This is a genomic window from Halobacillus sp. Marseille-P3879, from assembly GCF_900240285.1.
Classification (GTDB): domain Bacteria; phylum Bacillota; class Bacilli; order Bacillales; family Halobacillaceae; genus Halobacillus_A.
In genome coordinates, this window is record NZ_OESS01000001.1 from 1,068,072 (window position 1) to 1,092,202 (window position 24,131).

Here is a 24,131-nt window from a genome sequence, read left to right on the forward strand (position 1 = left end):
CTACGTTAGAAAATTTCTGTGTTAGATTTCCTTACATGACAGTATGAAAGCTAAAAATATGGTGTTACTCTTTTACTATACTAAATATTCAGAAAACAGTAGGAGGGTATCACTTGAAGAAAACAAAAAATGTTAATCTGATTACATTTTCAATTCTTGCCGTTAAAATGTGGTTGGCAAAATAAAAGAAACTGTACGGTAATTTTTTCAGGTGGAACATTTGGAGTTGGAAAGAGCCCTTCTATATTAGCGGGGTTCTTTTTTTATTGGCTCTGAGCATGTGTATAAGGTAAACTTCTCTACTTTTTATTCGCCCAAAAGAATGAATTCCTTCCTGTAATCCATCTTTAATTAACAATTAATAAAATTGAAAAAATTTATAAACCGGACTTTTATAAGCGCTTTCATTGTGTTAAGATTTACTAAATCGGTTTAGTGAATCGGTTTAGTAAACCGATTTAGTGGATTGTGTTTAGTAGATGGGTGAAAGTTATAAACGTCTTTTATTTTTTGAAAGCGGTTTAATTTTTATCCTTGGATTACATGTATTGAAGGGGAGCGAATATGACAGGAAAAGTAGTTAACCATGAGACACTCAAGTCTTTAGTAGTTAAGAAATTAACAGACGCAAAGGTTAGTAATGACCAGGCAGAAGTAGTAGCGGATGTTTTGGTGCATGCGGATTTACGTGGAGTTAGTTCGCATGGAGTACTGCGAACAGAACATTATGTGAAAAGATTGAGTGAAGGAGGGATGAATGCTAATCCGAATTTTAGTGTAACAAAAAAAGGTTCTTCAGCGGTGCTTTTTGATGGTGATAATGGAATGGGCCATGTGATCACTAAAGAAGCCATGGATGAAGCGATCAAGTTATCAAAAGAAAATGGGATTGGAATAGTTGGGGTTATAAACAGCAGCCATTGTGGAGCCCTGTCTTACTTCACCCAGCAGGCTGCTGAGCAAGAAACAATTAGTATGGTTATGACTCATACGGATAGTGCAGTAGTGCCTTTTGGAGGCGCAGAGCCATTCTTTGGTACAAACCCTATTGCCTATGGTTTCCCCGCGAAAAATCATCGTCCAATTATCTTAGATATGGCAACCAGCAATGTAGCTTTAGGGAAAATTCTGCACGCCAGAGAAACAGGCAAGGATATTCCTGATAACTGGGGAGTGGATGAGAAAGGCAATCCTGTTAACGATCCTCACTTAGTGAAAAATCTGCTGCCATCTGGAGGTCCGAAGGGGTACGGGCTGGGGCTTGTAGTGGACGTACTGACTGGAATTTTAACCGGGGGTTCGTTTGGTCCAGGTATCTCTCCAATGTATGGCGACTATAAATCGAATAGGGAGTTGAGCCACCTTATTGTAACGATAGACCCTGGTTTATTTATAGATAAAAATGAATTCCTAACTAATATTGATCAAATGATTAATGAGCTGCATGATGTTAAGCCGGCAGACGGGTTTTCTTCTGTGCTGGTACCAGGTGAACCGGAACAATTGAAAGAAGTAGAGTACAAATCAGAAGGGGTTCCTATCCCGCAAAGTATATTCGATTATTTAAACTCTTAAGTTATTAAATTACATAAATCTAATGAGGAGGCAGTTTAATATGCGAAAAAAAATAGGTTTGGCTTTATCTGCGTTAATGGTTACAGCACTGGCTGCATGCGGAGGAGATGAAGGCGCTTCAGGTTCTGGGGATACGACTACTTGGAAATTAGGGCACTTATCTAATGAAGATCACCAATGGCACAAAACGGCTGAGAAATTTGCTGAATTAGTTGATGAGAAAACGGACGGAGAACTGCAAATTGATATCTATCCTAATGAAGAGCTAGGATCCGAAACAGAAGTGTTAGATGGGATCAAAGCTGGCACGGCTGATATGACAATTACTGGAGAGACAATGGAAAACTGGGCTCCTGAAGCTGCTCTTATGGCTACACCTTATGCATTTAATAATGAAGAACATTTACAAAAAGTAGTCGAAGGTGATATTGGGTCAGATATAGAAGAAGCGATAAAAGAAGAGGTTGGAGTAACTCCGCTTTACTACCATACTAGAGCCCCTAGAAACTTAACTTCTAATGAAAAAATAGAAACACCCGACGATTTGGAAGGTTTCAAAATGAGGGTGCCAAATGTGCCTCTATTTATGGATGCATGGGAAGAGGCTGGGGCGAGACCTCAGGCAATGGATTTCAGTGAAGTATTTACTGGATTGCAGCAAGGCGTTATCGATGGACAAGAAAATCCCGTAGATCTTATTCAAAGTGCTGGGCTGTCAGAGGTACAAGACTACGTGAATGTTACAGAGCATGTGTACTCCTGGATCTACGTCGTAGTGGGAAATGATCAATTTGAAGAGCTGGATGAAGATACACAGACGGCTGTTCAAGAAGCTGCTCAGGAAGCACAGGAATATGGTAAGGAACTCTATGATACGGAAACTGAAGAAATAGAAGAAGAGTTAAAAGAAGAAGGCATGGAGTTTGTGGAGGTCGATCAAGAGGCATTTGCAGAAAAAATGCAGCCAGGAGTGGAAGCTGGTTTTGACGACGTGCAAATGGATTTATACAACAGAATAGTTGAAGCTGGAGAATAAGATAGAAGGAAAATATGATAAACATTCTTCCTGATTAGGAAGAGTGTTTATCTATTACCATTAAAGGATGATAAAGATGAAGCTTGTTAAGTTATTAAGTAATTTATTAAAAGCGCTGACAGTGGTGATTTTTTCAGCTTTGATATTTGTTGTTCTAATTCAAATAACAGGGCGCTATACTTCTTTTTCATTTGTTTGGACAGAAGAGGTCTCACGTTTTCTATTCATCTTCGCAATTGCTGTATCCGCCCCACTTGCAATGGAAAAGAGAGAATATGTAAGAGTTGATTTTTTACTGGAGGTTATCCCGGATCAAATAAAAAAGTATGTTGATGCTGTGATTTACTTAATAATCGGCTGTTTTTCAGCTTTTTTAATTTACTATGCTTATGAGTTTGCATTGTTAGGACAAAACCAATCTTCAGCAACTTTAGCGGTAGAAATGTATTATATTAATTTAAGTATGGTTATATTATTTGTGCTTCTGGCACTATATAGCTTTATTAATATTTTCGCAGTTTTGAAGAATAGTCAGGAAGAAGGTGTAAGGCAATGATGGCCATGATCTTGTTTGTATCTTTTCTTGTTTTAATCTCACTCAGTCTGCCAATTGCCTTTAGTTTAGGGATTTCTTCACTTATCTATATTATTTTGGCTGATATTCCTTTAAACATTATCCCGCAGAAAATGTTTGGAGGAATTAATTCATTTACCCTTTTGTGTATCCCTGGTTTTATATTGGCTGGTAATTTAATGAATGCAGGAGGGATCACAGATAGAATTATTAAATTCACTAATAACCTTGTAGGCCATATTAGAGGGGGGTTAGGGTTAGCCAATGTTGGTTCATCTATGGGATTTGCAGGAATATCAGGAACTGCTCTTGCTGACACAGCAAGTATTGGCTCTGTCATGATTCCTGCCATGAAGAAAGAAGGATACGATTCTTCTTTTGCCGTTGCGGTAACCTCTTCTTCATCTACTATCGGGCCAATTATACCGCCATCATTGCCTATGATTATTCTGGGAACACTTGCAACGGTATCCATTGGGGACCTTTTCTTAGCAGGTACGATCCCTGGTATCTTATTAGGAATTAGTTTGATGATTCTTACCTATATAATTTCAAAAAAGAATAAATATCCAAAAGGGGAGCGGCAGCACCTTTCTGTAGTCATTAAATCCTTTTCAGGGGCCTTTTGGGCATTAATGATGACAGTAGTTATTTTATTTGGCATTTTGAGTGGTTTTTTCACCCCTACTGAGGCTTCAATTGTAGCCGTAGTTTATGCCTTAATTGTAGGGCTGCTTGTTTATCGTGACCTTAAATTAAAAATGATCCCCAAAGTATTTTTGGATTCAATGGTAAGTACAGCTGGCATCATGGTTTTGGTTGGATTTGCTAATTTATTTGGCTGGATTCTTGTAAGCGAACAAATTCCTCAGCTTGTCGCAGATAGCATCTTGTCTTTTTCTGAGAATCCAATAGTAGTCATCCTATTGTTGAACCTATTGCTTTTGTTCGTAGGAACATTTATGGAAACGATTGCTGCACTGGTTATTTTATTTCCTGTCTTACTGCCAGTTGCAACTCATATAGGTATGGACCCTGTACATTTTGGGGTAATGATGGTTTTAAATTTGATGATTGGGTTGTCTACACCCCCTGTCGGAGTCTGTTTATTTGTTGCTTCAAGTATTGGCAAGGTCTCCCTGGGCCGAGCATCATTAGCACTATTACCTTTCCTGGGAGTGAGTTTGCTGGTGCTCTTACTTGTTAGTTTTGTTCCTCAATTAACTCTGTTCTTACCAAGCTTATTTGAATAATGGGAGGAGTCTTAAAATTGAAAGCCATTCAAGTGAAGGAACCTGGAGAATTGAATGTAGTAGATCTTAATGAACCCGAATTAATGAATCCACAAGATGTGAAAATACGCATGAAGGCTATGGGAATATGCGGTTCAGACATGCACATTTTTCATGGGGAAAACCCATTTGCCACTTATCCACGGATTATTGGACATGAAATTGCAGGTGAAGTAATGGAGATTGGTGACTCAGTTTCTACACTTTCCCTGGGTGACAAAGTAGTAATAGAACCGATGGTGTCTTGTGGAGAATGTTACGCGTGTAAGCAGGCGAGACCAAATGTATGTGAAAACGTGGAAGTATACGGCGTTCACCGCGATGGGGGAGGCAGCCAGGTAATAGTTATTCCAGCCTCTCAGGTTCATCGAGTAGATCAATCATTAGATTGGTCAGAAATTGCTTTAATAGAACCGTTTACCATAGGAGCACAATCCATTTCCCGGGGAAACGTACAAGAAGGGGACACTGTGTTTATAATCGGAGCAGGCCCCATTGGTCTCTGTTGTTTAAAGATGGCAAAAAAAGCAGGAGCTAAAGTAGCTATATCAGATTTTAACGAAGAAAGACTCGAATTTGCAAAAAATTGGGGAGCTGATATGGTGATTAACCCTGCCAGTGCGGATATTACCGAGAGGGTTTTAACATGGACAGATGGAACAGGAGCCAACGTGGTGATTGATGCAGTCGGGAATCCTAAAACGGTGGAACAAGCCATTTCTCTGACATCGGTGGCTGCAAGAGTTGTTCTGTTAGGTTTTTCAAATGAATTGTCTGAGATTGCCCAAGTAGATATTACAAAAAAAGAACTGACAATCTGTGGATCAAGACTGCAGACTCATCAGTTTTCGAAGATTATTAATCTATTTAATTCCTCAGAATTTAGTGTGAGAGATTTAGTGAGTCATCAATACGAGCTTTCTCAAGCTAAAGAAGCCTTTCAGTTAATGGAGGAGGCTCCTCCGGAAGTAAGAAAAGTCATTATAAAAATGGAATAAAGCAAGTAATTATGCGAGGTGAGGGTACTCTATGAAAATGACGATGCGGTGGTTTGGTGAAGAAAACGATCAAATTCCACTTGAACACATAAAGCAGGTTCCCGGGGTTGAGGGAGTCGTATGGGCTCTACATGATATTCCTGCGGGCGAGGAATGGCCGATGCACCGAATTTCCGAGGTGAAAGAGCAGGCAGAAAATCAAGGACTACATATCGATGTAGTTGAAAGTGTAAATGTACATGAAGACATTAAACTTGGCCTTCCAACAAGAGATCAATATATTAACAATTATATTAAAACGATTGAAAAGCTAGCTAAAGCTGGTGTCAAAGTCATTTGCTATAATTTCATGCCTGTATTTGATTGGACACGTACGAATCTTTATAAAGAATTAAATGATGGTTCTACAGCACTTTTCTTTGAAAAAGAGAAGATATCAGATATTGATCCGAATGAACTCGTCCGTACCATAGCTTTGGATTCTAACTTCACTATGCCGGGCTGGGAACCAGAACGACTAGAACAACTATCAGAACTCTTTGAAAAATACCAACATGTAACAGAAGAGGATCTCTGGTCGAATTTGCAGTACTTTCTGGAAAGAGTTATACCAGCAGCTAAGGAAAACGATATTAAAATGGCTATTCATCCTGACGATCCACCCTGGTCCGTATTTGGATTGCCAAGAATTATAACGAATAAGGAAAATTTGCAAAGGTTTTTAAAACTTGTTGACGACTCCTATAACGGGTTAACTTTATGCAGTGGATCCCTGGGGGCTAACCCTCAAAATAACATTCCGGAAATGATAAACGAGTTTTCAGATCGTATCCATTTTGCACATATAAGAAATGTTCAAACCTTCGAGAATGGGGATTTTGTTGAAACATCGCATCGAACAAATGACGGTTCTGTTGATATTTATAAAGTAGTGGAAGCTTATCATCAGAACGGATTTAATGGATATGTAAGGCCTGATCATGGCAGACATATTTGGGGAGAAGAATGTCGGCCTGGTTACGGCCTTTACGACAGGGGACTCGGCATTATGTATTTGTGGGGGATTTGGGATTCCCTTAAACGAAATAAAAAAAGTAGGTGAGCAAGTACATGGTTATAAACAATACTAACTTAAAAGGGAAAGTAGCGGTAGTCACAGGGGGAAGCGGTGTTCTCTGCAGTACGATGGCTAAAGAGTTAGGCAGACTTGGTGCAAAAGTGGCTATATTAAATCGAAGTGAAGAATCAGGAAAGAAGGTTGAGGAATCAATTACAGAAAAAGGGGGAGAAGCGTTAGCCATTCCTTGTGATGTACTTGACAAGGACAGTGTACGTAGAGCGGAAGAAATCGTAACTTCTAAATTAGGGGTATGCGAATTGCTCATTAACGGGGCAGGAGGGAACCACCCGGACGGAACTACGGATAATGAAACACTTAAATTAGAGGACTTCGAACAAGAAGATTTATCCACGTTTTTTGATATGACAACGGAAGGATTCCAATTCGTGTTTAACTTGAACTTAGTGGGCACATTTATACCTACGCAGGTTTTTTCAAAGAAAATGGTCAACCGAAAAGGGGCCTCTATTATTAACATGTCTTCTATGAGTGCTCCTTCTCCCATGACAAAGGTACCGGCTTATAGTGCGGCCAAAGCAGGGATAAATAATTTCACCCAGTGGTTAGCCGTTCATATGGCCGATGCAGGGATAAGAGTTAATGCCATTGCTCCTGGTTTTTTTCTTACAGACCAAAATAGAAAAATGCTGACCAATGAAGATGGAAGTTTAACAGCACGCTCCCACAAGATTATTAGTCATACTCCAATGCAGAGGTTTGGAACACCAGAAGACTTACTCGGCACCTTAGTTTGGCTGGCTGATGAAAATATGTCTGGTTTTGTCACTGGCATTACTGTTCCTGTAGATGGTGGTTTTTTAGCTTACTCTGGAGTGTAGACGAGCAGGGTTAGAACGAGATGGAAAAGAGGTACTTCTTAACAACGTAAAAAAAGAGAACGGTAAGATCTCAAGTAGATTAATAAAGTCCTATTCTCTAAAGCATCACAAGAATGATTATGTTCTTTCGCGAATAAAAAAGACTAAACCCGAACTATCTCGCCCCTTTATAGATAATGGGAATGATAGTTCGGATCTTTTGTGAGCTAAAACCCTTTATGTTTATACTTAATTAAAACAGTGGAATTTGAGGGGAGTATGACTGTTTTTTTACTAACCTTAACTCTATTATGACTAGAAAAAATTTTCTTCCCTTTTTTCTCTACCGACAGTGCCATCGGTTGCTCTGAAATATTGTGATACATATCTAGAGAATTATTCTCATAGGAGCGTCTGTAAGCAATAATGTGGGGGTTATTTACTTGGATCTCTGTTAAATCTCCCTTTTGAAGTTCAACATGTTTATGACGAAGGCGGACAAATTCGCGGTAATGATTTAACAAGGAATCCTTCTGTTCGTCTTGTGCTTCTACTGAAACTCCGTTATGGCCTGTGTTATATTCCGGGATTCTCCACGTAGTCTGTCCTTCCCCCTCTCCTTCATACCAGCGGAAGGGTTCACGGATGAATTCATCAGGCTTTTGGCCCGTCATACCGATTTCCTCCCCATAGTAAATAAACGGGTTCCCTGGCAGTGTCAGAAGGATGGCTGCTGCTGTCTTTGCTTTGTTGAGATTACTGGCAAATTCACTCATGCCACGATTTTGATCGTGATTGGTTAAAAAGACGGCATCGATTTTACTCGGATTATGCGGATGGTATAATTCTTCGGTAGAAAGGGCAGTGCGGACGACACCCTGGTCGTAATTATTTTTAATGGAACGGACTATGACGTCTGCTAAACTAAAGTTAAACAGCGAATCTAAAGATTGATAATAGGGAGCCACCACTTCTGGTTGATCCCACACCTCGCCGACTAAATAAACTTCCGGGTTTATTTCTCTCATAGCTTCACGAAATTCGTTCCACCATTCGATGTTTTTTCTCGTACCCTCGTCAAAGATATGCAGAGCGGCATCTAAACGGAATCCATCTGCCCCTTGATTGAGCCAGAACCTCCCTATCTCCTTCACTTTTTCTCGCACTTCCTGGTTCTCGAAGTTAAGATCGGGCATTCCGTACCAGAACACGCCATAATAATAACCTTCCCCGTTCGGGTTTTTGTGCCATAGCTGCTGTCCCCATGGTCCTTTTTCATTAAGATCTGTGTCCTCATCAGCCCATACGTAATAATCTCGGTATCTATTATTAAAGGAAGTACTTGCTTCTTTAAACCAGGGATGTTCTATGCTTGTATGATTAATGACTAGATCTATTATTACTGTCATATTCCTTTCGTGCGCTTCAGAGACAAGCTTATGAAAATCTTCTAAAGTTCCATAATCAGGATCGACGCTGTAATAATCAATCACATCGTATTTATGATAGCTAGGTGATGGGCTGATCGGCATCAGCCATATGCCATCGACCTGTAAGTCTTTTTTGCTGCCGGGGTCTCCTGTATTTAAATAATCCAGCTGCGCTGTAATTCCATTCAAATCACCATGTCCATCGCCGTCTGAATCATAAAATGAGTTAACATAGATTTCATAAAACACGCCGTTTTTATTATCTCTATTCATTTATTCGCCCCGTTTCCATGTGGATAATAGATAAATGACTGCTGACAAAGGAGATTCGTGTCTACAACTTTGTTAAAATATTACCACCATTGGAAAATAGGTACAATCATTATTTTCATGGAAGAGGCTCAACTTTTTGTTTACTCTATCGGTGTGAATGTAGCAGACAGCGTCAGTTCAATTACGTCTCCGTCATCTGCAGTAAATACATACTCCTCTTCAAATAATTCGTCGTGACCGAGCAGAATATTAACTTTCATCCCATCATTTACGAAAAAGTTGCCATTTCCGCTCGCTGGAGTCACTTTATATCGCCCGGCCGGTAAATCCTTTCCTACATCAAAGAAACCGGCAGACAGTGTGACAGGATCGCCTTTTGCTTCCTCTACATTTCCTGTTACAGCTTTAAGTTCGTCTTTTTTCGCTTGTATATCTTCTTCTAATTGCTTCAGTTCTCCATTTTTTTCTTTAAGCTGACTGTCAAATTTATCAATTTCTTGTCCGGTCTCTTTTTCTTTGTCTTTAATTTGCTGCTGCAGTTCTTCTATAAGTTTTTTATTTTCTTCTTCTTTCGTTTCAATATCATCCGTTAAGGTTTTCATTTGTTCTTCGAGCGCATCTTTATCATCAATTAATGTGAGGACTTCCTTGTATTCTTCCTGGCTGTCTTTAAGGTTACCTTCAATTTCCTTTAGTTCTGTTGATTGTTCTGCACTCTTATTTACCAGTTCCTCGTACGCAAGCTTCTCCCCATCTAGCTCGGCTGTGGCGCTGGCCAAGCCTATCCCCCAGAAGACTCCCCATGACAGGGCCAGTGCGATCGTCAGGGCTGTCCATTTCAACCATGGGTTAACTGTTTTCCACTTGCTAGGTTTCTTTTCTTCTTTTTGATCTGGCAAATGAATCCCTCCTTGTAAACAGCTCGTGTTTAAAAAATATACTTGAGAGGAAGGTAAAATATTACAAGCCTTGCTGAGTATCACCTATATATTGAAAACTTTCTGTAAGAAATTTTTAATGGTCTATCAAAAAGAGGGAGGATTTTTATGGAAAATAGTTTAATTCAACCCGACGATATATGGATCTTATGGGCATTTCTTGCCGGATGGGCGGCTGTAAGTATCTACCTGGAGCAGAATTATAAATGGGCTTCGAAGCTTTCTGGCGCAATTATTGCGCTGGTCGGGGCGATGATTCTGGCCAATGTCGGTATCATTCCGCTTGAGTCGCCGGCTTATGATACGGTTTGGGAATATGGTGTTCCGCTTGCCATCCCGCTGCTGTTGTTTCAAGCGAATATTCGTAAGATTTGGAATGAAAGCGGCCGATTACTGTTACTTTTTTTCTTAAGTGCAGCTGGAACAGTCGCTGGAGCAATTATAGGATTTTTTCTATTAAAAGATATTGTGCCTGGGCTCGATCAGGTAGGTGCGATGATGACCGGGTCCTATATAGGCGGCGGGGTCAATTTTGCTGCTCTTTCTACAAAGTTTGAAGCACCGGGTGAACTCGTTTCTTCTGCGGTCGTTGCGGATAACTTGATGATGGCGCTGTATTTCTTTATTTTAATGGCGCTTCCTGCAATCAATTTTTTCACGAAAAAGTTTAAAACTCCATATATGGATGAACGTTCCAAGATAAGTTCCCAGGAACGTGGCGAAACGGAGGCTGCGTCGTATTGGGGACGAAAGGAAATGTCGCTTCAGGATATTGGGCTGGCTGTCGGTACTTCATTTGCTCTCGTAGCCGTTTCTTTTTTCATTGCCGATTGGTTTGCCGTAGTAATTCCTGCCTGGGAGGATACCCATATTATAGCTAATGTGCTGAATGGGATTCTTGGGGACGGCTACTTAATGTTAACGACGCTGACTATGGTTGCGGTTACTATGTTCCCACGGTATTTTGAAGGAATTCGCGGGGCCCAGGAGATCGGTACATATTTAATTTATATTTTCTTTGTTGTCATCGGTGTTCCGGCTTCCATTGTGCTGATTTTTCAAAACGCCCCAATGCTGCTAGTATTCGTTTTTATTGTGGTAATGAGTAATATGCTCGTTTCCTTTGTATTAGGACGTTTATTTAAGTTCAGCCTGGAGGAAGTGATCGTTGCGTCAAATGCGAACATCGGGGGTCCGACAACGGCGGCAGCGATGGCGATTGCCAAAGGCTGGACGAAGCTGGTGGTACCGATTTTATTAGTAGGGACACTCGGGTATATTGTTGGGAACTATATTGGGACAGGGATTGGTGTATGGTTCAGCGGCTTTTAATGCAGGGTCTTTCTGCATTCTGCGAACATTCCAGCATATGACATTTTTCGAACTAGACGGACTTTTTATAAAATTGCCCGTGAAAATAGAAATAAGCCGCTATTCCCGACAGACTGAACTGGTGATTATTTAACTCGTGATTTTTCCCTGGACTTCCATTAAAATAGAAGAGAAATAGAATATTGTCGTAAAAATAGGCGTGATGGATCCCATCACTTAAAAGGGAAGCTGGTTCGATTCCAGCGCGGTCCCGCCACTGTATTTGCGAGCGACCTGCATCATTCCACTGTGTGCTTAAGCATGGGAAGGAGCAGCGAGCGATGACCATAAGCCAGGAGACCTACCTATTTTTCTTCACCAGGAACCTACGCGGATAGGAGGTGTGATCGGGTGCGGTTTGTCATTAGCGGCCGCATAGCAGGTTATGTATACACATCTAAAATGTAGGGTGTGTATTTTTTGTGTTGAATTAATTAAAAGGGGAGAGTTTAATGAAAAAATATTGGCGTTACATAGGTGCAGTTTGTTTGTCAGCAGGTCTGCTGGCTGGGTGTGCAGACGATTCAAATGAAGAAACAAATGAGGAAACTCCAGAAGAAAGCAGTGAGGAAGCATCTTCAGGAGAAACGAGCTATCCGCTGACGGTGGAAGATGCCATGGCCAATGAAGTAGAAATCGAAGAGGATCCGGAGCGTATTATCAGCCTAATTCCAAGCAATACGGAAATTGTATATGAACTCGGTGCCGGAGATGAAGTCGTCGGAGTTACTGAGAACGATAACTACCCCGAGGAAGTGACTGAACTCGAACAAGTCGGTGGCATGGAGATTAACGTGGAAAAAGTACTCTCACTCGAGCCGGATTTAGTGCTGGCGCATGCTTCCGGTGCTCATAATTCGCAGGAAGCGCTTGATCAAATTGAGGAGGCCGGTATTCCGGTTTACGTCGTAGAGGATGCGACCAGCTTTGATGGTGTTTACGATACGATCAATACTATTGGTGAGCTTGTGAATGAGCAGGAAAGCGCGGAAGAGATCGTAACGGGTATGCAGGAGGATGTAGACTCTATTGAAGCCAAGGCGGAAGAAATCGAAGAAACGAAAAGTGTATTCGTTGAAGTATCCCCTGAACCGGAGATCTATACAACGGGTACAGGAACGTTTATGAATGAAATGCTTGAAATGATTCAGGCAGAAAATGCAGCGGCAGACGAAGAAGGCTGGGTACAGCTGAACGAAGAAGCCGTTATTGACATGCAGCCGGATGTAATCGTCACCACGTACGGGTACTATACCGAGGATCCCGTGGCCCAGGTGACAGGTCGTGAAGGCTGGGAAGAAGTACCGGCCGTAGCCAATGAAGAAGTCATCGATGTCCATTCTGACCTTGTTACACGTTCCGGACCGCGACTCGTCGAAGGTCTGGAAGAGTTAGCTGAAGCAGTTTACCCTGACACGTTCAGTGATGAGTAAATTTTTTACCTATGCGGGATCCTTGATTGTTCTTGCGGCAGCGGTTCTGGCAGGCGTAGGAGCTGGAAGTGTTACGGTTCCGCTGCCTGAAATCGTCGGTGTTCTCATAGAAGCAGCAGCGCCTTTTTCACCAGCAGAAGGGTCCGTTAATGCAAGTATTATTGTAGATGTCAGGCTGCCTCGCGTGTTATTAGCTGGTCTCGTTGGAGCGTCGCTTGCGATATCTGGAGCGGCGTTCCAAGGCCTATTGCAAAATCCGCTCGCAGATCCATACACATTAGGCGTGTCTTCTGGAGCTTCAGTCGGTGCTGTGCTCGTGTTGTTTCTCGGGCTTTCCTTTCCTATATTTGCGATATTCACTCTGCCGATTATGAGTATCGTAACTGCCGTTCTGACGCTGTTGTTTGTGATTACATTTGCAAGAATGCTTGATAAAACACTATCTATAGAAACACTCATACTAACTGGGATTGTAATGGGCTCGTTTCTCGGTTCCGTCATTTCACTAATGATTGCGCTGACCGGAGAAGAACTCAGGCAGATCGTCGGCTGGCTGCTTGGAAGTGTAGCGATGAGAGGATGGAATTATGTTGGCCTGCTTATCCCTTTCTTTGTGATCGGATCCCTGCTGCTTCTTATTCAAGGTCAGGAACTCAATGCGATGTCACTTGGCGAAGAACGCGCAAAGCAGCTTGGTGTCCCGACCGAAAAAAGAAAAGCCATCATTTTACTTGCTGCTTCGATTTTAACGGGAGCGGCGGTAGCAGTTTCGGGCACAATTGGCTTTGTCGGATTAGTGGTCCCGCATATCTGCCGGAAATTATTCGGCGTCGATCATCGACATTTACTGCCGCTATCGTTAATTAACGGTGCTACGTTTCTTATTCTTGCTGATCTCATATCCCGAACAATAATTGCTCCCGTTGAACTTCCGATCGGAGTCATTACCTCGTTAATTGGAGCGCCAATTTTTGCTGTGATATTGTATCATCAGCGAAAAGAGCGGGCTGTCGCTTGATCAGGGCGGAAACCACGAATGAAAGGAGAGCCATATCATCATGATCGATGTTAAAAACGTAAGCGGCGGATACAAAGAGGCTCCACTGATTGTCGACCAGGTTGATTTTTCCGTAAGAAAAGGGGAGTTTTTTGGAGTGGTCGGGCCGAATGGATGCGGGAAAACGACACTGTTTAAATTGATGAGCGGCGTTCTTCCCTTATGGGGCGGATCCGTTTCAATCGATGACCGCACGATCGACCAATACGATCGAAAAAGCCTGGCAAAAAAAGTGGCAACTCTACCGCAGCTTCAACAGAGCTACTTCACATACAGCGTCCGGGAAACCGTCATGATGGGGCGTTATGCCTACCAATCCGGTTTATTTAAACACCCCTCGGCAGTAGACGAACGGATAGTGGATCTTATTTTACAGCAAATGGGCTTAAGCAAAATGAAGGATCTCCCAATCACGCGCCTAAGTGGGGGGGAGCGGCAGCGAGTATATTTAGCGCAGGCGTTAAGTCAGGAGCCGGATGTACTTTTACTCGATGAGCCGACGAACCACCTTGATTTTAGCTATCAGAAGCAGCTGCTTGATGAGCTTAAGAAGCTGGCGCTTACGAGCGGGCTCACCGTGTTATCGATTTTCCATGATTTAAATATCGCAAGCCTGTATTGCGACCGGTTGCTGCTGATGGAAAAAGGTCGAATGAAAAAAATGGGGACGCCTGATGCTGTTATGCAAAAAACACTGCTTGAAGAGGTTTATCAGTCAACGATTGATGTGTATGCGAATCCATCGGTTGCAAGTCCGCAAATGAATGTCATGCCGGATTACCCCTATGCTGCTGATGGTGCTCTTGGTCCTCAGTTACTTAATGTTAGTGAAGAAAAACTAGTATTTCAAACGAGTCAGCCGTTAAAAACCTTTTCTTCGGCGGTCGTTGGAGCCGGGTTTGGCTGGTATAACCATTTCGTTAATTACCACGTCGATAAAAGCTTTGACTGTTCTCAGCCTGACGCTTTCATGAGGGAAAAGTTTAAAGAGTGGCAGCTTCCCGAGCATGAAACACTGGCAATGATGACGGCGGCTTACGTGACTAATTATGCCAGCCGACACATCATCGAAGACGATTTTTCCCTTTATGTCGTTGTGACCGCGGGAACGAGTAACGCAGTGGACGTCCTTCATGGTGAAAAGCACGGTTTTATCGCGGCACCCGGCACTGTCAATACATGGATTTTCGTAGAAGGCGAGCTCTCTGATCAGGCATTTATTCAAGCGGTTATTACCGCTACGGAAGCCAAGACCAAAGCTTTCGGAGAATGTGAAATCACTGACCCTGTAACAAATACAACTGCGACTGGAACCTCGACTGACAGCCTTCTTGTTGCAAGTACACAGACAGGAACACATATTGAGTACGCCGGCCCTGTGACGAAGCTCGGAAGCCGAATTGGTCGTGCGGTTTATGAAGCGACCGCTTCAGCCATCGAGCATTCACTAAAAGGAAAGCAATTATGATCGAGCATCTCTTGTCTTTAACGTTCGCCTTGCTCCTCGATCTTTGGCTCGGGGACCCTCGCTGGCTGCCGCATCCTGTCGTCATGATTGGTAAGCTGATCGCAATGCTTGAGAACAATTGGAATCAGGGCAGGTATCGCCGCATTAAAGGCATTTTCATGCTTATCATTGTATGTCTCGTCGTCCTTTTGCTGACCTGGACTGTTGTCTGGATTGGCCATCAGCTTCATTCGAGCATCGGGATCGCTCTCGAAACCGCGCTCATATGGACGACCATCGCCCACAAAGGGCTAAAACAAGCAGCTATTGAAGTCTATAGCCCTCTTTTAAAAAAAGACTTGGTAAAAGCACGAGAGCAGTTATCCCTAATCGTCGGGCGGGACACGGCGCAGCTAGGGGAAGGCGAGATTACCAGGGGGGCCGTAGAGACGGTAGCGGAGAACACCAGCGACGGCATTACGGTACCATTGTTCTTCGCATTGATCGGCGGGGCTCCGCTTGCGATGTTGTACCGGGCGGTAAACACGTGTGATTCGATGGTCGGATACCGGCACACCCAATACAAGGACTTTGGCTGGGCTTCAGCGCGCTTTGATGATGTATTGAATTGGATTCCTGCCAGGCTGACTGCTTTACTGCTGCTATTAATTGAACATTCGCCATTTCACCGAAAAGGAAAGGCACTACGTTTGCTCAAAGAACAGGCAAATCGCCACCCGAGTCCAAACAGTGGCTGGGGCGAGGCAGCTTTTGCCTTATTACTTGGAGTGCAGCTTGGCGGGAAAAACTATTATTTTGGCGAAGCTTCCTATCGACCGACGATTGGTTTTGCAAGGGTAGAATTACAAGCCTACCATATCGCGCAATCGACGAACCTGATGTCGAGAGCGGTGTTGTATTTCCTCATTTTTCTATGGATCGGAGGGGTTGTCATTGAGATGGCCAGCTCATGGTGCTAATCCACATTATTTAACAGAAGCCAGAAATCTGCGGCCTGTGGCGTATGATTTTAGCGTTAATGTTAATCCGCTTGGTCCGCCGAGGTGGCTGAAGGAAGAGTGGAATGATTATTTTTCTCTCGTTACCCAGTACCCGGATCCTGCCAATAAACAGCTGATTGAAATACTGGCTGAAGTGGAAGGCGTCGATAGTCGGCATCTCCTTGTCGGCAACGGGGCCTCTGAATTACTTCAATTGATCGGCCGGCATTTCGCCGGGCAGAAGATAGTCATAGTGGAACCGACGTTTTCCGAATATCGCATGATCGGGCATACATTCGGATGTGAAATAGAGTCCGCGTTTTTAACAGAAGAGGAAGACTGGGAACTGCCGGTGAAGCGAATTGTAGAAAAGGCAGAAGAAGCTGATCTCGTCGTCATTTGTAACCCGAACAATCCGACTGGTGTACATTATGAGGTGAACGACCTTTTACTTCTGCTTCAGGAAATTGAAGCCTATCTGTTAGTGGACGAGGCGTTCTATGATTTTGTTGAGGAGGAGCCTACGCTGCTGAGTTATGTAGAAAAGTACTCCAATCTGCTCGTATTACGATCGCTGACGAAAATGTATGCGATACCGGGGATCCGGGTCGGGTATCTGACTGCAGGAAGGGAAATAATTGAGAGCATCGCTCCATTTCAACCGACATGGAGTGTGAATGGAGTGGCTCAGGTTGTAGCGGAACGATGTGTACGAGATGAGCGTTTTCGCTTCAAAACACGGCAGTTTGTTCAGTCGGAGCGTAAACGTATTTTTCCAAAGATAAACGATCTAGGTTTTTCCATTACGAATACGAGCGTCAACTACTACTTGCTCGGCGGCTGTTCAAAGCTAGGAGAAACATTGCTGCCCTATCTGCTGGAAAATGGGATTGCCGCCCGCCATACATATAACTTTCCTCGTATAAACGGGGACTCCCTCCGTCTGTGTATAAACACGAAGGAAGCAAATGATGTGTTGGTTGAAAAGCTTGCGGGGTGGAGGGCATGATTATCTTTATTTGCGGCGGAGTGAGAAGCGGAAAAACAAGCTATGCTGAACAGCTGGTGTGCAAGAGCCCACTCGAAGATCTTCATTATATAGCGACAGGTGTGGTGACGGATGAAGAAATGAAAGCACGTATTTATCACCACCGTCAGGATCGAAAAAATAGTACCCGCAAGTGGACGACATGGGAGCAGCCGACGGATATTATGAAACTGACGTTCAGTGGCACGGACGCTGTTTTACTCGACTGCATCACTACATGGGTGACGAATGAAATGATGAAACAAGTCGGGTGGAATAAAGAGGAACTGACCGCTAATCTGGTTAAGCAGCTTGAGGAACTGATTCATAAGCCGGGCGACATTGTCGTCGTTTCCAATGAAGTGAGTCGTGATGTGCCTTCAACTTTCTCGCTTGTAAAAGATTATGCCTACGTACTTGGAAAGGTCAATCAATGGCTCGTGGACCAATCTGACGGAGCAGTGGAAATGGTATTTGGCGAGCCGATAATCCATAAGGAGGTGTACCAATGAAGGGGATCATGATTCAGGGAACCGCTTCGAACGTCGGAAAAAGCTGGATTGCCACCGGATTATGCCGATGGTTTGCCCGCGAAGGCGTTCGAGTGGCCCCGTTTAAATCCCAGAACATGTCCAATAACGCTTATGTAACGATACAAGGTGAAGAAATTGGGCGGGCTCAAGGTATTCAGGCGGAAGCGGCAGGAGTGGAAGCGACTGTTGAAATGAATCCAATCTTATTAAAACCAACAAGTGACCAGCGCTCAGAGGTTATACTGCGCGGAGTCAGCCAAACCGTCTGGTCAGGCTCAGAGTATCGTAAAAAAGGCTATGAAAAAGGAAAGCAGGCAATCAGAAAATCAGCTGAAAGACTTAAGGAAGATTACGATATGCTTGTAGTTGAAGGAGCAGGAAGCCCGGTCGAAATCAATTTAAATGACCGCGAGCTCGTCAACATGTCGATCGCTGATATGCTTGATATGCCCGTGATTTTAGTTGCCGATATTGATCGCGGCGGTGTATTCGCAAGCATCGTCGGTACACTAGAGCTGCTTGAACCTCACCACCGCAGGCGTGTTCAGGGCCTGATCATTAATAAGTTCCGTGGGGAGCGCACTCTGTTTGAAGACGGGGTGAAATGGCTCGAAGCACGAACCGGCATTCCTGTTATTGGTGTTCTTCCTTACTTGAATAACCACGGCATTGAAGGGGAAGACTCGCTGACCGTCGAAAATGTACGTTCTTCACGCGAACGAGCTCTGGATATTGCCGTAGTGCACTGGCCGTATCTAGCCAATGAATCGGACATTCAGCCCCTCGCATATGAGCCAGACGTATCGATTCGCTACGTAAGTTCATTCTACAGTCTCGGACACCCGGATGCGCTGATTTTACCGGGGACACGGAGTACGATCGAGGACTATACAGCATTCGAACAGCTTGGATTAAAAGACGCCGTTCAAAAATACGCGGAACAGGGTGGCACGATTGTAGGCATTTGCGGAGGCTATCAAGTTTTATGTGAAACAATGTATGAGGACTCAGAAGATGAAGAGGGCATAGGCGGGATTGGTGTATTCCCATTAACAACGACCTTTTTTGCAGAAAAACATACGATGCGAGTTAAGGGGCAGACGCATGAGGCTAGCGGATTTAAAGTATCGTCGATGAACGGTTATGAGATTCATTTAGGACAGACAAAAGGGGAAAGGACGACTCCATTTCTTGATCTATTAAATGGCCTAGAAGGCATCAGTTTAGAAAATGGACGCTTGATCGGTACTTATTTACACGACTGCTTTCACAACGACGAGTGGCGTACGGAATGGCTCAACCGTTTAAGAGACCAAGCTGGTTTACCTGAACGGCCAGTAACTCGAATAGCCGAACGTCAGGAACGCTACGACCGGCTGGCCGATCATTTAGAGCGACATCTCGATATACATTCTTTAAAGAGAATTGCAGAAGGAGCCGTCTCATGAAAAATTTTGCCCTCGGTGGAATGTTCGCACTGCAATTTTTCTCTGTGATCCCTATACACCAGCAAATTGAACCATCCCCTTCCCGTGTCCGGGCAGCTTTAGTCTGGCTGCCGATGATAGGGGTTGGATTCGGCGCGGTCAACCTCGTTTTGTTTGATCTTTTAGAACCGGTTGTCAGTCTGTTCAGCCTTGTGATGATCGCAATTATCGTTCCAATAGTACTGAGCGGAGGTCTGCATATGGACGGACTAATGGACACAGGAGATGCTTATTTCTCTTATCAGGAACCGGAGAAACGGTTGAACGTGATGAAGGATCCACGAACAGGTGCGTTTGGTGTGCTCACCATACTCACCGTGCTTGCACTCCGGTTCGTGTTTATGTACGAAGCGCTGCGTGCGGAGACGGCGGCATTTTGGTTTTTGCTTGGTATTCCTGCATTGGCACGTGTAGGGATGGTTGGGCTGCTCGGACATGCTCCTTCTGCAAAAAAGAATGGTTTAAGCGCTTTTTTTCAAAAATCGTATCTGCCTAGTGTGACATGGTGGCTTGTCGGGATCAGTTTCTTCATTATTCTAGGGATTTCTTTTGTCACACATATTTTTACAGCCACTGCCGTTGGTCTGGCCGTCTTTGCTGTAATATGGTTGATGAAGGAGTGGTCTATAAAGGCATTCGGAGGAATTACCGGCGACGTTTGTGGCGCTTCGCTTGAAGGGATGGTGACACTGTTATGGTTGATCGTATGGATCTTTATTTAATTCGTCATGGAGAAACCGCATCAAATTATGAGAAACGTTACATAGGCTGGCGGAATGAACCGTTGTCGGAGCAAGGAAGAAAGCAGGTACGCCTTTTAAGTCAAATGCTTCCTGGCTTCGAGACTGTTTTTACAAGTGATTTACTACGATGCACGGAGACGGCTGAAGCATTGGCTGGGACGTGGCAGATTAATAAAGCATTACGTGAATACGACTTTGGCGATTTTGATGGAAAAAGCTACGAGGAATTAAAAGAAGAGGAACAGTATCGCAGCTGGATTGATGACTTAGAAAATGTCACCCCGCCCGGGGGAGAAACTTTTTTTCATTTTAAAAAAAGAGTATTAGATTTTATGGAAGAGCTGTTAGCAGATCACGGTTCAAAGGTTGCTGTAGTTACGCACGGTGGTGTCATCCGTACGATAATGCAGTACTTCTCCAGACAGACAAATTCCATGTGGGAATGGAGTATCAATCCTGGAGAAGCCTATCATCTACAGCTGATCAAGGAGGGGGACGAGTGGATTTTGTTACAGGAGGAGCGCATAACGGCAAATTAGCCTGGGCGCTTACCCATTACGGCAGTGAAGCGAAGGTATTGCGGAAAGGAAACAGCCTGGAGAACCTCGGAAATCTCGTCATTGTGGATCAAGTGGAACAAATTATTGGAAGCCCTGAGTTGGATGCTGACCAATTTTTTCGTGAGTTATGGCAATGGGAGCAATCCAGCCCCGTGTACCAACTTGTCCTCATCGGAACCGACATTACTGGAGGGGTTGTTCCGGCAGAAAGGGAAATGCGCGAATGGCGTGATAAGATAGGATTCTACTATCAGCAATTTACAAAAGAAGCCGAGTCTGTTTATCGAATCTGGTACGGTATTGCGCAGCAACTAAAATAGGAGGTTTGTTTAATATGAGACTGTATACGAGAACGGGAGATAAAGGACAGACAAGTGTGATCGGAGGCCGCGTCGAGAAGGATGATGTGCGTGTTGAAGCATATGGAACGGTGGATGAAGTGAACAGCTTCGTTGGAAAGGCCCGGACCGAGCTTGAAGGGGAGCCGTTCAACGAGGTTCAGAAAGAACTCGAACGCATTCAGCATGAACTGTTTGACTGTGGCAGCGACCTCGCCAATAAAAAATCCAATAGGCCTTTTAAGTTACAACAGGAAAGCATCGACTGGCTGGAAGAGCGCATGGATGAATATATACAAAATTCCCCGGAACTTGAGCGCTTCATTTTACCAGGAGGATCGTCCGCCTCAGCGACGCTCCATATCGCACGAACTATTACACGGCGTGCCGAGCGACTCGTCGTCACCCTTCAGAAGCAGGAAACGATCCACCCTGTCTGCCTCATGTATTTGAATAGGTTGTCTGACTACTTCTTCGGACTAGCTCGCTACGTCAATGTCCTTAATAAAACGAAAGACGTGGAGTATGTGAGAAGCGCTAAAGTCTTTCGTTCCGGAAAGCGGAAGGAGAACGAATAAGTGGGCCTGCCATTGTTTGTAGAAGAGGCAGACGGCCGTGAGCTTATCATTGCTTCTGATAATACAGGCGCAATCGGCATGAAGCGAGACGACGAGGTACAAGTGCCATATTCAGTCGTAGCGGCAGCCCTGTTTCGCGTGGCGGTCATGGATGCATTAGCTGTCGGTGCCTCTCCTTTTGCTGTAAATGTTTTTAATTTTGCAGGAGAAGAAGCGTGGTGCGAGATAGAAAACAAGGTGAAGGAATTGAGTGCGGACCTTGGCTTAAGTCTGTCAATTACCGGAAGCACTGAATCTAACTTTTCTATGAATCAATCCGCTATTGGACTATCGGTGATCGGCTGGGTGAAAACGGGGGAGAAAAAGATAGGCTGTTCTCCGGAAGGCTGTAGCATCGCCTTAATCGGTGAACCTCTTGTAGGAGAAGAAGTTATACAACGTTCGGAAAAAGCAGCTCCGCTGGGATTATTCGTCGAAATGCGGCAACAGGAATGGGTGCATGAACTGGTTCCTGTAGGATCTAAAGGTATCGAATCCGCACTAAGAGAACTGGAACAGCGGAATGGATGGGAATCCTGCGAAAGGACCCTCCCCTTTGATCCAAGAAAATCAGGAGGCCCATCCACAAGCTTTCTAATAAGCTACGACTTAAACCATGACCTCGACCTCCTAAAGCTCGCTCACAGATTTGTAACCATCATTAAATAATATTACATGTACCGGGTACATAGAAAGTGAAAGAGTGTACCCGGTACACCAAAGCTGATACAGTGTACCTGGTACCAAAAGGAGGATGAAAATTGGATTTTGAGCAGCGGGTGCGTGAAACTTTTCATTTTTTGCATAACCAGGCAGAAGTCAGCTGGGAAGAACATAAAACGACTCGGTATATTGCATCATTGTTACGTGAAAGTGGGTGTAAGGTAACTACATTTAACGACTGCACAGGAGTTATTGGAGAGTATGGTAACTTTGACGGGACCCTTCCTGTAATTGGTGTTCGTGCAGATATGGACGCGCTGTGGCAGGAGGTAAATGGTACGTTTCAGGCTAACCATTCATGTGGACACGATGCCCATATGGCGATGGTCTTGGGGCTTTTATGGAAGCTCGAGGAAAACCCGGACTTGAAACATCAAGTAGCTGTTAAGTTTATATTTCAACCTGCTGAAGAGACATGTACTGGGGCCCTGAAAATGGTTGAGAAACAGGTGGTAGACAATGTTGATTATCTATATGGCATTCACCTGAGGCCGGCGCAGGAAATCTCTCTAGGCACCGCTTCTCCAGCAATTATTCATGGGGCTGTAAAAATGTACAATGCGGAAATCAAAGGGTCCGATGCACACGGGGCCAGACCACATTTGAATCATAATGCTATTGAAATCGGCGCTCAGATCGTAAATATGCTCAGCAATATTCACTTAGATCCCAATGTCCCACATTCAGCAAAAATGACCAATTTTCATGCAGGCGGCAGAAGTACTAATATTATTCCGGGAAACGCCACCTTTTCACTAGATTTAAGAGCCCAAAACAATGAGGCGATGCAAGAATTGGAACAGCAAGCCCAAAGTATTTTTCGCGTTTTGGAACAATTATATGATATTGAGATTAATGTAACCAATATAGACGGGGCTGCAGCAGCAAAAACGAATGACGAGGCGATCGGTATTATGAATAAAGCGATCAACGAAGCGTTGGGTGAAGGTTTTTCACACTCCCCGCTTGTAACCCCGGGAGGCGATGATTTTCACTACTACACAATCGAAAGACCGGCTATAAAAGCCACAATGCTTGGCCTTGGCTGCGATTTAAAACCAGGTCTCCACCACCCGAATATGACTTTTGATGAATCCGCCCTAATGAAGGGAGTAGAAATCCTTTACCAGGCAGTTCTGCAAACATATCAACAATGAAGCACATTTTCTTTAACGGAGGTGTGCTTTATTTTATTGTGTACCTGGTACCACACAATTTATTTGGTGTACCGGGTACGCCTCAAATGTTGTAGAATTATGACTAATGTTACAATTAGATTTCAATTGTAAAAATATTATGTTAAAATATAGGTGATTGGAAATCGTACCTTATGCTTATAGTTTTATGAAAGAGATAAAAATGGGATAAGGGAGGCGTGACACATAATGGGGGAACAGTTGATTTTAGAGAAAGCGAGAAATCGTAGTACTGCAGTAACGGAAGGTGAAATCTGCGAAAACTGCCACTTGCCTTTTGCTGACTCACCGCCAATGTATGCTAGAACTTGTGAAGATTGTCAAAATGATAAAATAAGCTGAAATATAACTTATATTAGAATGGGACAAAAGTAGAAAATTACTACTCAATTATTAGCCATTAAAAAACGCGTGAAATCAAGATTTTCATATCTGATTTCATGCGTTTTTACGTTAGACAGGGTTCTGTCCATGACTCTTTTTTGGTTGCTAAAATCTGCTGCACAGTTCGCGGCTATTTTTTTGATAGATGCCTTTCTTTAAT

23 protein-coding genes and 1 riboswitch are annotated in these 24,131 nt (G+C 43.7%); of the genes, 21 read left to right on the plus strand and 2 right to left on the minus strand.

Going from position 1 to position 24,131, the window contains the following annotated elements:
* Positions 1 to 564 precede the first annotated feature (564 nt).
* The 7 genes from allD to C1A12_RS05360 all read left to right on the plus strand — a co-directional run bounded on the left by allD (position 565) and on the right by C1A12_RS05360 (position 7,434).
* On the plus strand, positions 565 to 1,575 hold the full coding sequence (gene allD / locus C1A12_RS05330) for an ureidoglycolate dehydrogenase (protein ID WP_101842794.1): 1,011 nt from the start codon (positions 565 to 567) through the stop codon (positions 1,573 to 1,575).
* 40 nt (positions 1,576 to 1,615) lie between these two features.
* A complete protein-coding gene (locus C1A12_RS05335) occupies positions 1,616 to 2,611 on the plus strand; it encodes a TRAP transporter substrate-binding protein (RefSeq protein WP_101842795.1) in 996 nt (331 codons plus the stop codon).
* 76 nt (positions 2,612 to 2,687) lie between these two features.
* A complete protein-coding gene (locus tag C1A12_RS05340) occupies positions 2,688 to 3,167 on the plus strand; it encodes a TRAP transporter small permease (protein ID WP_159462144.1) in 480 nt (159 codons plus the stop codon).
* Positions 3,164 to 4,438 carry a TRAP transporter large permease gene (locus C1A12_RS05345; protein WP_101842797.1) on the plus strand — a complete coding sequence of 425 codons (1,275 nt, stop codon included), beginning with the start codon at positions 3,164 to 3,166 and terminating at the stop codon, positions 4,436 to 4,438. Before C1A12_RS05340 ends, C1A12_RS05345 begins: the two co-directional genes overlap by 4 nt.
* A gap of 17 nt (positions 4,439 to 4,455) precedes the next feature.
* On the plus strand, positions 4,456 to 5,475 hold the full coding sequence (locus C1A12_RS05350; protein WP_101842798.1) for a zinc-binding alcohol dehydrogenase family protein: 1,020 nt from the start codon (positions 4,456 to 4,458) through the stop codon (positions 5,473 to 5,475).
* A gap of 31 nt (positions 5,476 to 5,506) precedes the next feature.
* Positions 5,507 to 6,577: a mannonate dehydratase gene (gene uxuA / locus C1A12_RS05355; protein WP_101842799.1), complete on the plus strand. Its 1,071-nt coding sequence runs from the start codon at positions 5,507 to 5,509 to the stop codon at positions 6,575 to 6,577.
* 8 nt (positions 6,578 to 6,585) lie between these two features.
* Positions 6,586 to 7,434, plus strand: a complete 849-nt coding sequence (locus C1A12_RS05360) for an SDR family oxidoreductase (RefSeq protein ID WP_101842800.1) — start codon at positions 6,586 to 6,588, stop codon at positions 7,432 to 7,434.
* 206 nt (positions 7,435 to 7,640) lie between these two features.
* Here the strand turns inward: C1A12_RS05360 and C1A12_RS05365 are convergent, their stop codons facing one another.
* A complete protein-coding gene (locus C1A12_RS05365; protein WP_101842801.1) occupies positions 7,641 to 9,116 on the minus strand; it encodes an alpha-amylase family glycosyl hydrolase in 1,476 nt (491 codons plus the stop codon).
* 140 nt (positions 9,117 to 9,256) lie between these two features.
* Entirely contained in the window at positions 9,257 to 10,015 is a 759-nt protein-coding gene (locus C1A12_RS05370) for a hypothetical protein (RefSeq protein WP_101842802.1), read from the minus strand.
* 147 nt (positions 10,016 to 10,162) lie between these two features.
* On the opposite strand from C1A12_RS05370, the gene C1A12_RS05375 reads away from it, so the two are divergent.
* The 14 genes from C1A12_RS05375 (at position 10,163) to C1A12_RS05440 (ending at position 23,548) form a co-directional block, all read left to right on the plus strand.
* Positions 10,163 to 11,386, plus strand: a complete 1,224-nt coding sequence (locus C1A12_RS05375) for a DUF819 domain-containing protein (protein ID WP_101842803.1) — start codon at positions 10,163 to 10,165, stop codon at positions 11,384 to 11,386.
* Between the two features lie 178 nt (positions 11,387 to 11,564).
* A riboswitch (cobalamin riboswitch) is annotated at positions 11,565 to 11,749 on the plus strand.
* Positions 11,750 to 11,877: 128 nt separating this feature from the next.
* Entirely contained in the window at positions 11,878 to 12,858 is a 981-nt protein-coding gene (locus C1A12_RS05380) for an ABC transporter substrate-binding protein (RefSeq protein WP_101842804.1), read from the plus strand.
* Entirely contained in the window at positions 12,851 to 13,876 is a 1,026-nt protein-coding gene (locus C1A12_RS05385; protein WP_101842805.1) for an iron ABC transporter permease, read from the plus strand. The genes C1A12_RS05380 and C1A12_RS05385 overlap by 8 nt, the downstream gene beginning before the upstream one ends.
* A gap of 40 nt (positions 13,877 to 13,916) precedes the next feature.
* Entirely contained in the window at positions 13,917 to 15,383 is a 1,467-nt protein-coding gene (locus C1A12_RS05390; RefSeq protein WP_101842806.1) for an adenosylcobinamide amidohydrolase, read from the plus strand.
* On the plus strand, positions 15,383 to 16,342 hold the full coding sequence (cbiB, locus tag C1A12_RS05395) for an adenosylcobinamide-phosphate synthase CbiB (protein ID WP_101843293.1): 960 nt from the start codon (positions 15,383 to 15,385) through the stop codon (positions 16,340 to 16,342). The genes C1A12_RS05390 and cbiB overlap by 1 nt, the downstream gene beginning before the upstream one ends.
* Positions 16,317 to 17,372, plus strand: coding sequence for a histidinol-phosphate transaminase (locus C1A12_RS05400; protein WP_159462145.1), 1,056 nt, complete (start codon positions 16,317 to 16,319; stop codon positions 17,370 to 17,372). Before cbiB ends, C1A12_RS05400 begins: the two co-directional genes overlap by 26 nt.
* Positions 17,369 to 17,902 (plus strand): bifunctional adenosylcobinamide kinase/adenosylcobinamide-phosphate guanylyltransferase, encoded by a 534-nt coding sequence (locus tag C1A12_RS05405; RefSeq protein WP_101842808.1) that lies wholly within the window; start codon positions 17,369 to 17,371, stop codon positions 17,900 to 17,902. Before C1A12_RS05400 ends, C1A12_RS05405 begins: the two co-directional genes overlap by 4 nt.
* Positions 17,899 to 19,371, plus strand: coding sequence for a cobyric acid synthase (locus tag C1A12_RS05410; RefSeq protein ID WP_101842809.1), 1,473 nt, complete (start codon positions 17,899 to 17,901; stop codon positions 19,369 to 19,371). Before C1A12_RS05405 ends, C1A12_RS05410 begins: the two co-directional genes overlap by 4 nt.
* Complete coding sequence (gene cobS / locus C1A12_RS05415; protein ID WP_101842810.1) at positions 19,368 to 20,132, plus strand: adenosylcobinamide-GDP ribazoletransferase; 765 nt, start codon at positions 19,368 to 19,370, stop codon at positions 20,130 to 20,132. The genes C1A12_RS05410 and cobS overlap by 4 nt, the downstream gene beginning before the upstream one ends.
* Complete coding sequence (locus C1A12_RS05420; protein ID WP_101842811.1) at positions 20,105 to 20,692, plus strand: histidine phosphatase family protein; 588 nt, start codon at positions 20,105 to 20,107, stop codon at positions 20,690 to 20,692. The genes cobS and C1A12_RS05420 overlap by 28 nt, the downstream gene beginning before the upstream one ends.
* The gene (locus tag C1A12_RS05425) at positions 20,653 to 21,033 is read left to right on the plus strand and encodes a bifunctional adenosylcobinamide kinase/adenosylcobinamide-phosphate guanylyltransferase (protein ID WP_159462146.1); all 381 of its coding nucleotides are present in this window, start codon (positions 20,653 to 20,655) and stop codon (positions 21,031 to 21,033) included. Before C1A12_RS05420 ends, C1A12_RS05425 begins: the two co-directional genes overlap by 40 nt.
* Positions 21,034 to 21,047: 14 nt before the next feature.
* On the plus strand, positions 21,048 to 21,629 hold the full coding sequence (locus C1A12_RS05430; protein ID WP_101842813.1) for a cob(I)yrinic acid a,c-diamide adenosyltransferase: 582 nt from the start codon (positions 21,048 to 21,050) through the stop codon (positions 21,627 to 21,629).
* Positions 21,630 to 22,337, plus strand: coding sequence for an ATPase (locus C1A12_RS05435; RefSeq protein ID WP_101842814.1), 708 nt, complete (start codon positions 21,630 to 21,632; stop codon positions 22,335 to 22,337).
* A gap of 92 nt (positions 22,338 to 22,429) precedes the next feature.
* Positions 22,430 to 23,548, plus strand: a complete 1,119-nt coding sequence (locus C1A12_RS05440; RefSeq protein ID WP_101842815.1) for a M20 peptidase aminoacylase family protein — start codon at positions 22,430 to 22,432, stop codon at positions 23,546 to 23,548.
* Positions 23,549 to 24,131 lie beyond the last annotated feature (583 nt).

Coding starts and splice junctions, on each gene's coding strand:
- C1A12_RS05335 (WP_101842795.1), top strand. CDS start 1,616: ATGCGAAAAAAAATAGGTTTGGCTTTATCTGCGTTAATGGTTACAGCA.
- C1A12_RS05420 (WP_101842811.1), top strand. CDS start 20,105: ATGGTTGATCGTATGGATCTTTATTTAATTCGTCATGGAGAAACCGCA.
- allD (WP_101842794.1), top strand. CDS start 565: ATGACAGGAAAAGTAGTTAACCATGAGACACTCAAGTCTTTAGTAGTT.
- C1A12_RS05405 (WP_101842808.1), top strand. CDS start 17,369: ATGATTATCTTTATTTGCGGCGGAGTGAGAAGCGGAAAAACAAGCTAT.
- C1A12_RS05390 (WP_101842806.1), top strand. CDS start 13,917: ATGATCGATGTTAAAAACGTAAGCGGCGGATACAAAGAGGCTCCACTG.
- C1A12_RS05410 (WP_101842809.1), top strand. CDS start 17,899: ATGAAGGGGATCATGATTCAGGGAACCGCTTCGAACGTCGGAAAAAGC.
- C1A12_RS05380 (WP_101842804.1), top strand. CDS start 11,878: ATGAAAAAATATTGGCGTTACATAGGTGCAGTTTGTTTGTCAGCAGGT.
- C1A12_RS05340 (WP_159462144.1), top strand. CDS start 2,688: ATGAAGCTTGTTAAGTTATTAAGTAATTTATTAAAAGCGCTGACAGTG.
- C1A12_RS05345 (WP_101842797.1), top strand. CDS start 3,164: ATGATGGCCATGATCTTGTTTGTATCTTTTCTTGTTTTAATCTCACTC.
- C1A12_RS05375 (WP_101842803.1), top strand. CDS start 10,163: ATGGAAAATAGTTTAATTCAACCCGACGATATATGGATCTTATGGGCA.
- C1A12_RS05430 (WP_101842813.1), top strand. CDS start 21,048: ATGAGACTGTATACGAGAACGGGAGATAAAGGACAGACAAGTGTGATC.
- C1A12_RS05365 (WP_101842801.1), bottom strand. CDS start 9,116: ATGAATAGAGATAATAAAAACGGCGTGTTTTATGAAATCTATGTTAAC.
- cobS (WP_101842810.1), top strand. CDS start 19,368: ATGAAAAATTTTGCCCTCGGTGGAATGTTCGCACTGCAATTTTTCTCT.
- C1A12_RS05385 (WP_101842805.1), top strand. CDS start 12,851: ATGAGTAAATTTTTTACCTATGCGGGATCCTTGATTGTTCTTGCGGCA.
- C1A12_RS05360 (WP_101842800.1), top strand. CDS start 6,586: ATGGTTATAAACAATACTAACTTAAAAGGGAAAGTAGCGGTAGTCACA.
- uxuA (WP_101842799.1), top strand. CDS start 5,507: ATGAAAATGACGATGCGGTGGTTTGGTGAAGAAAACGATCAAATTCCA.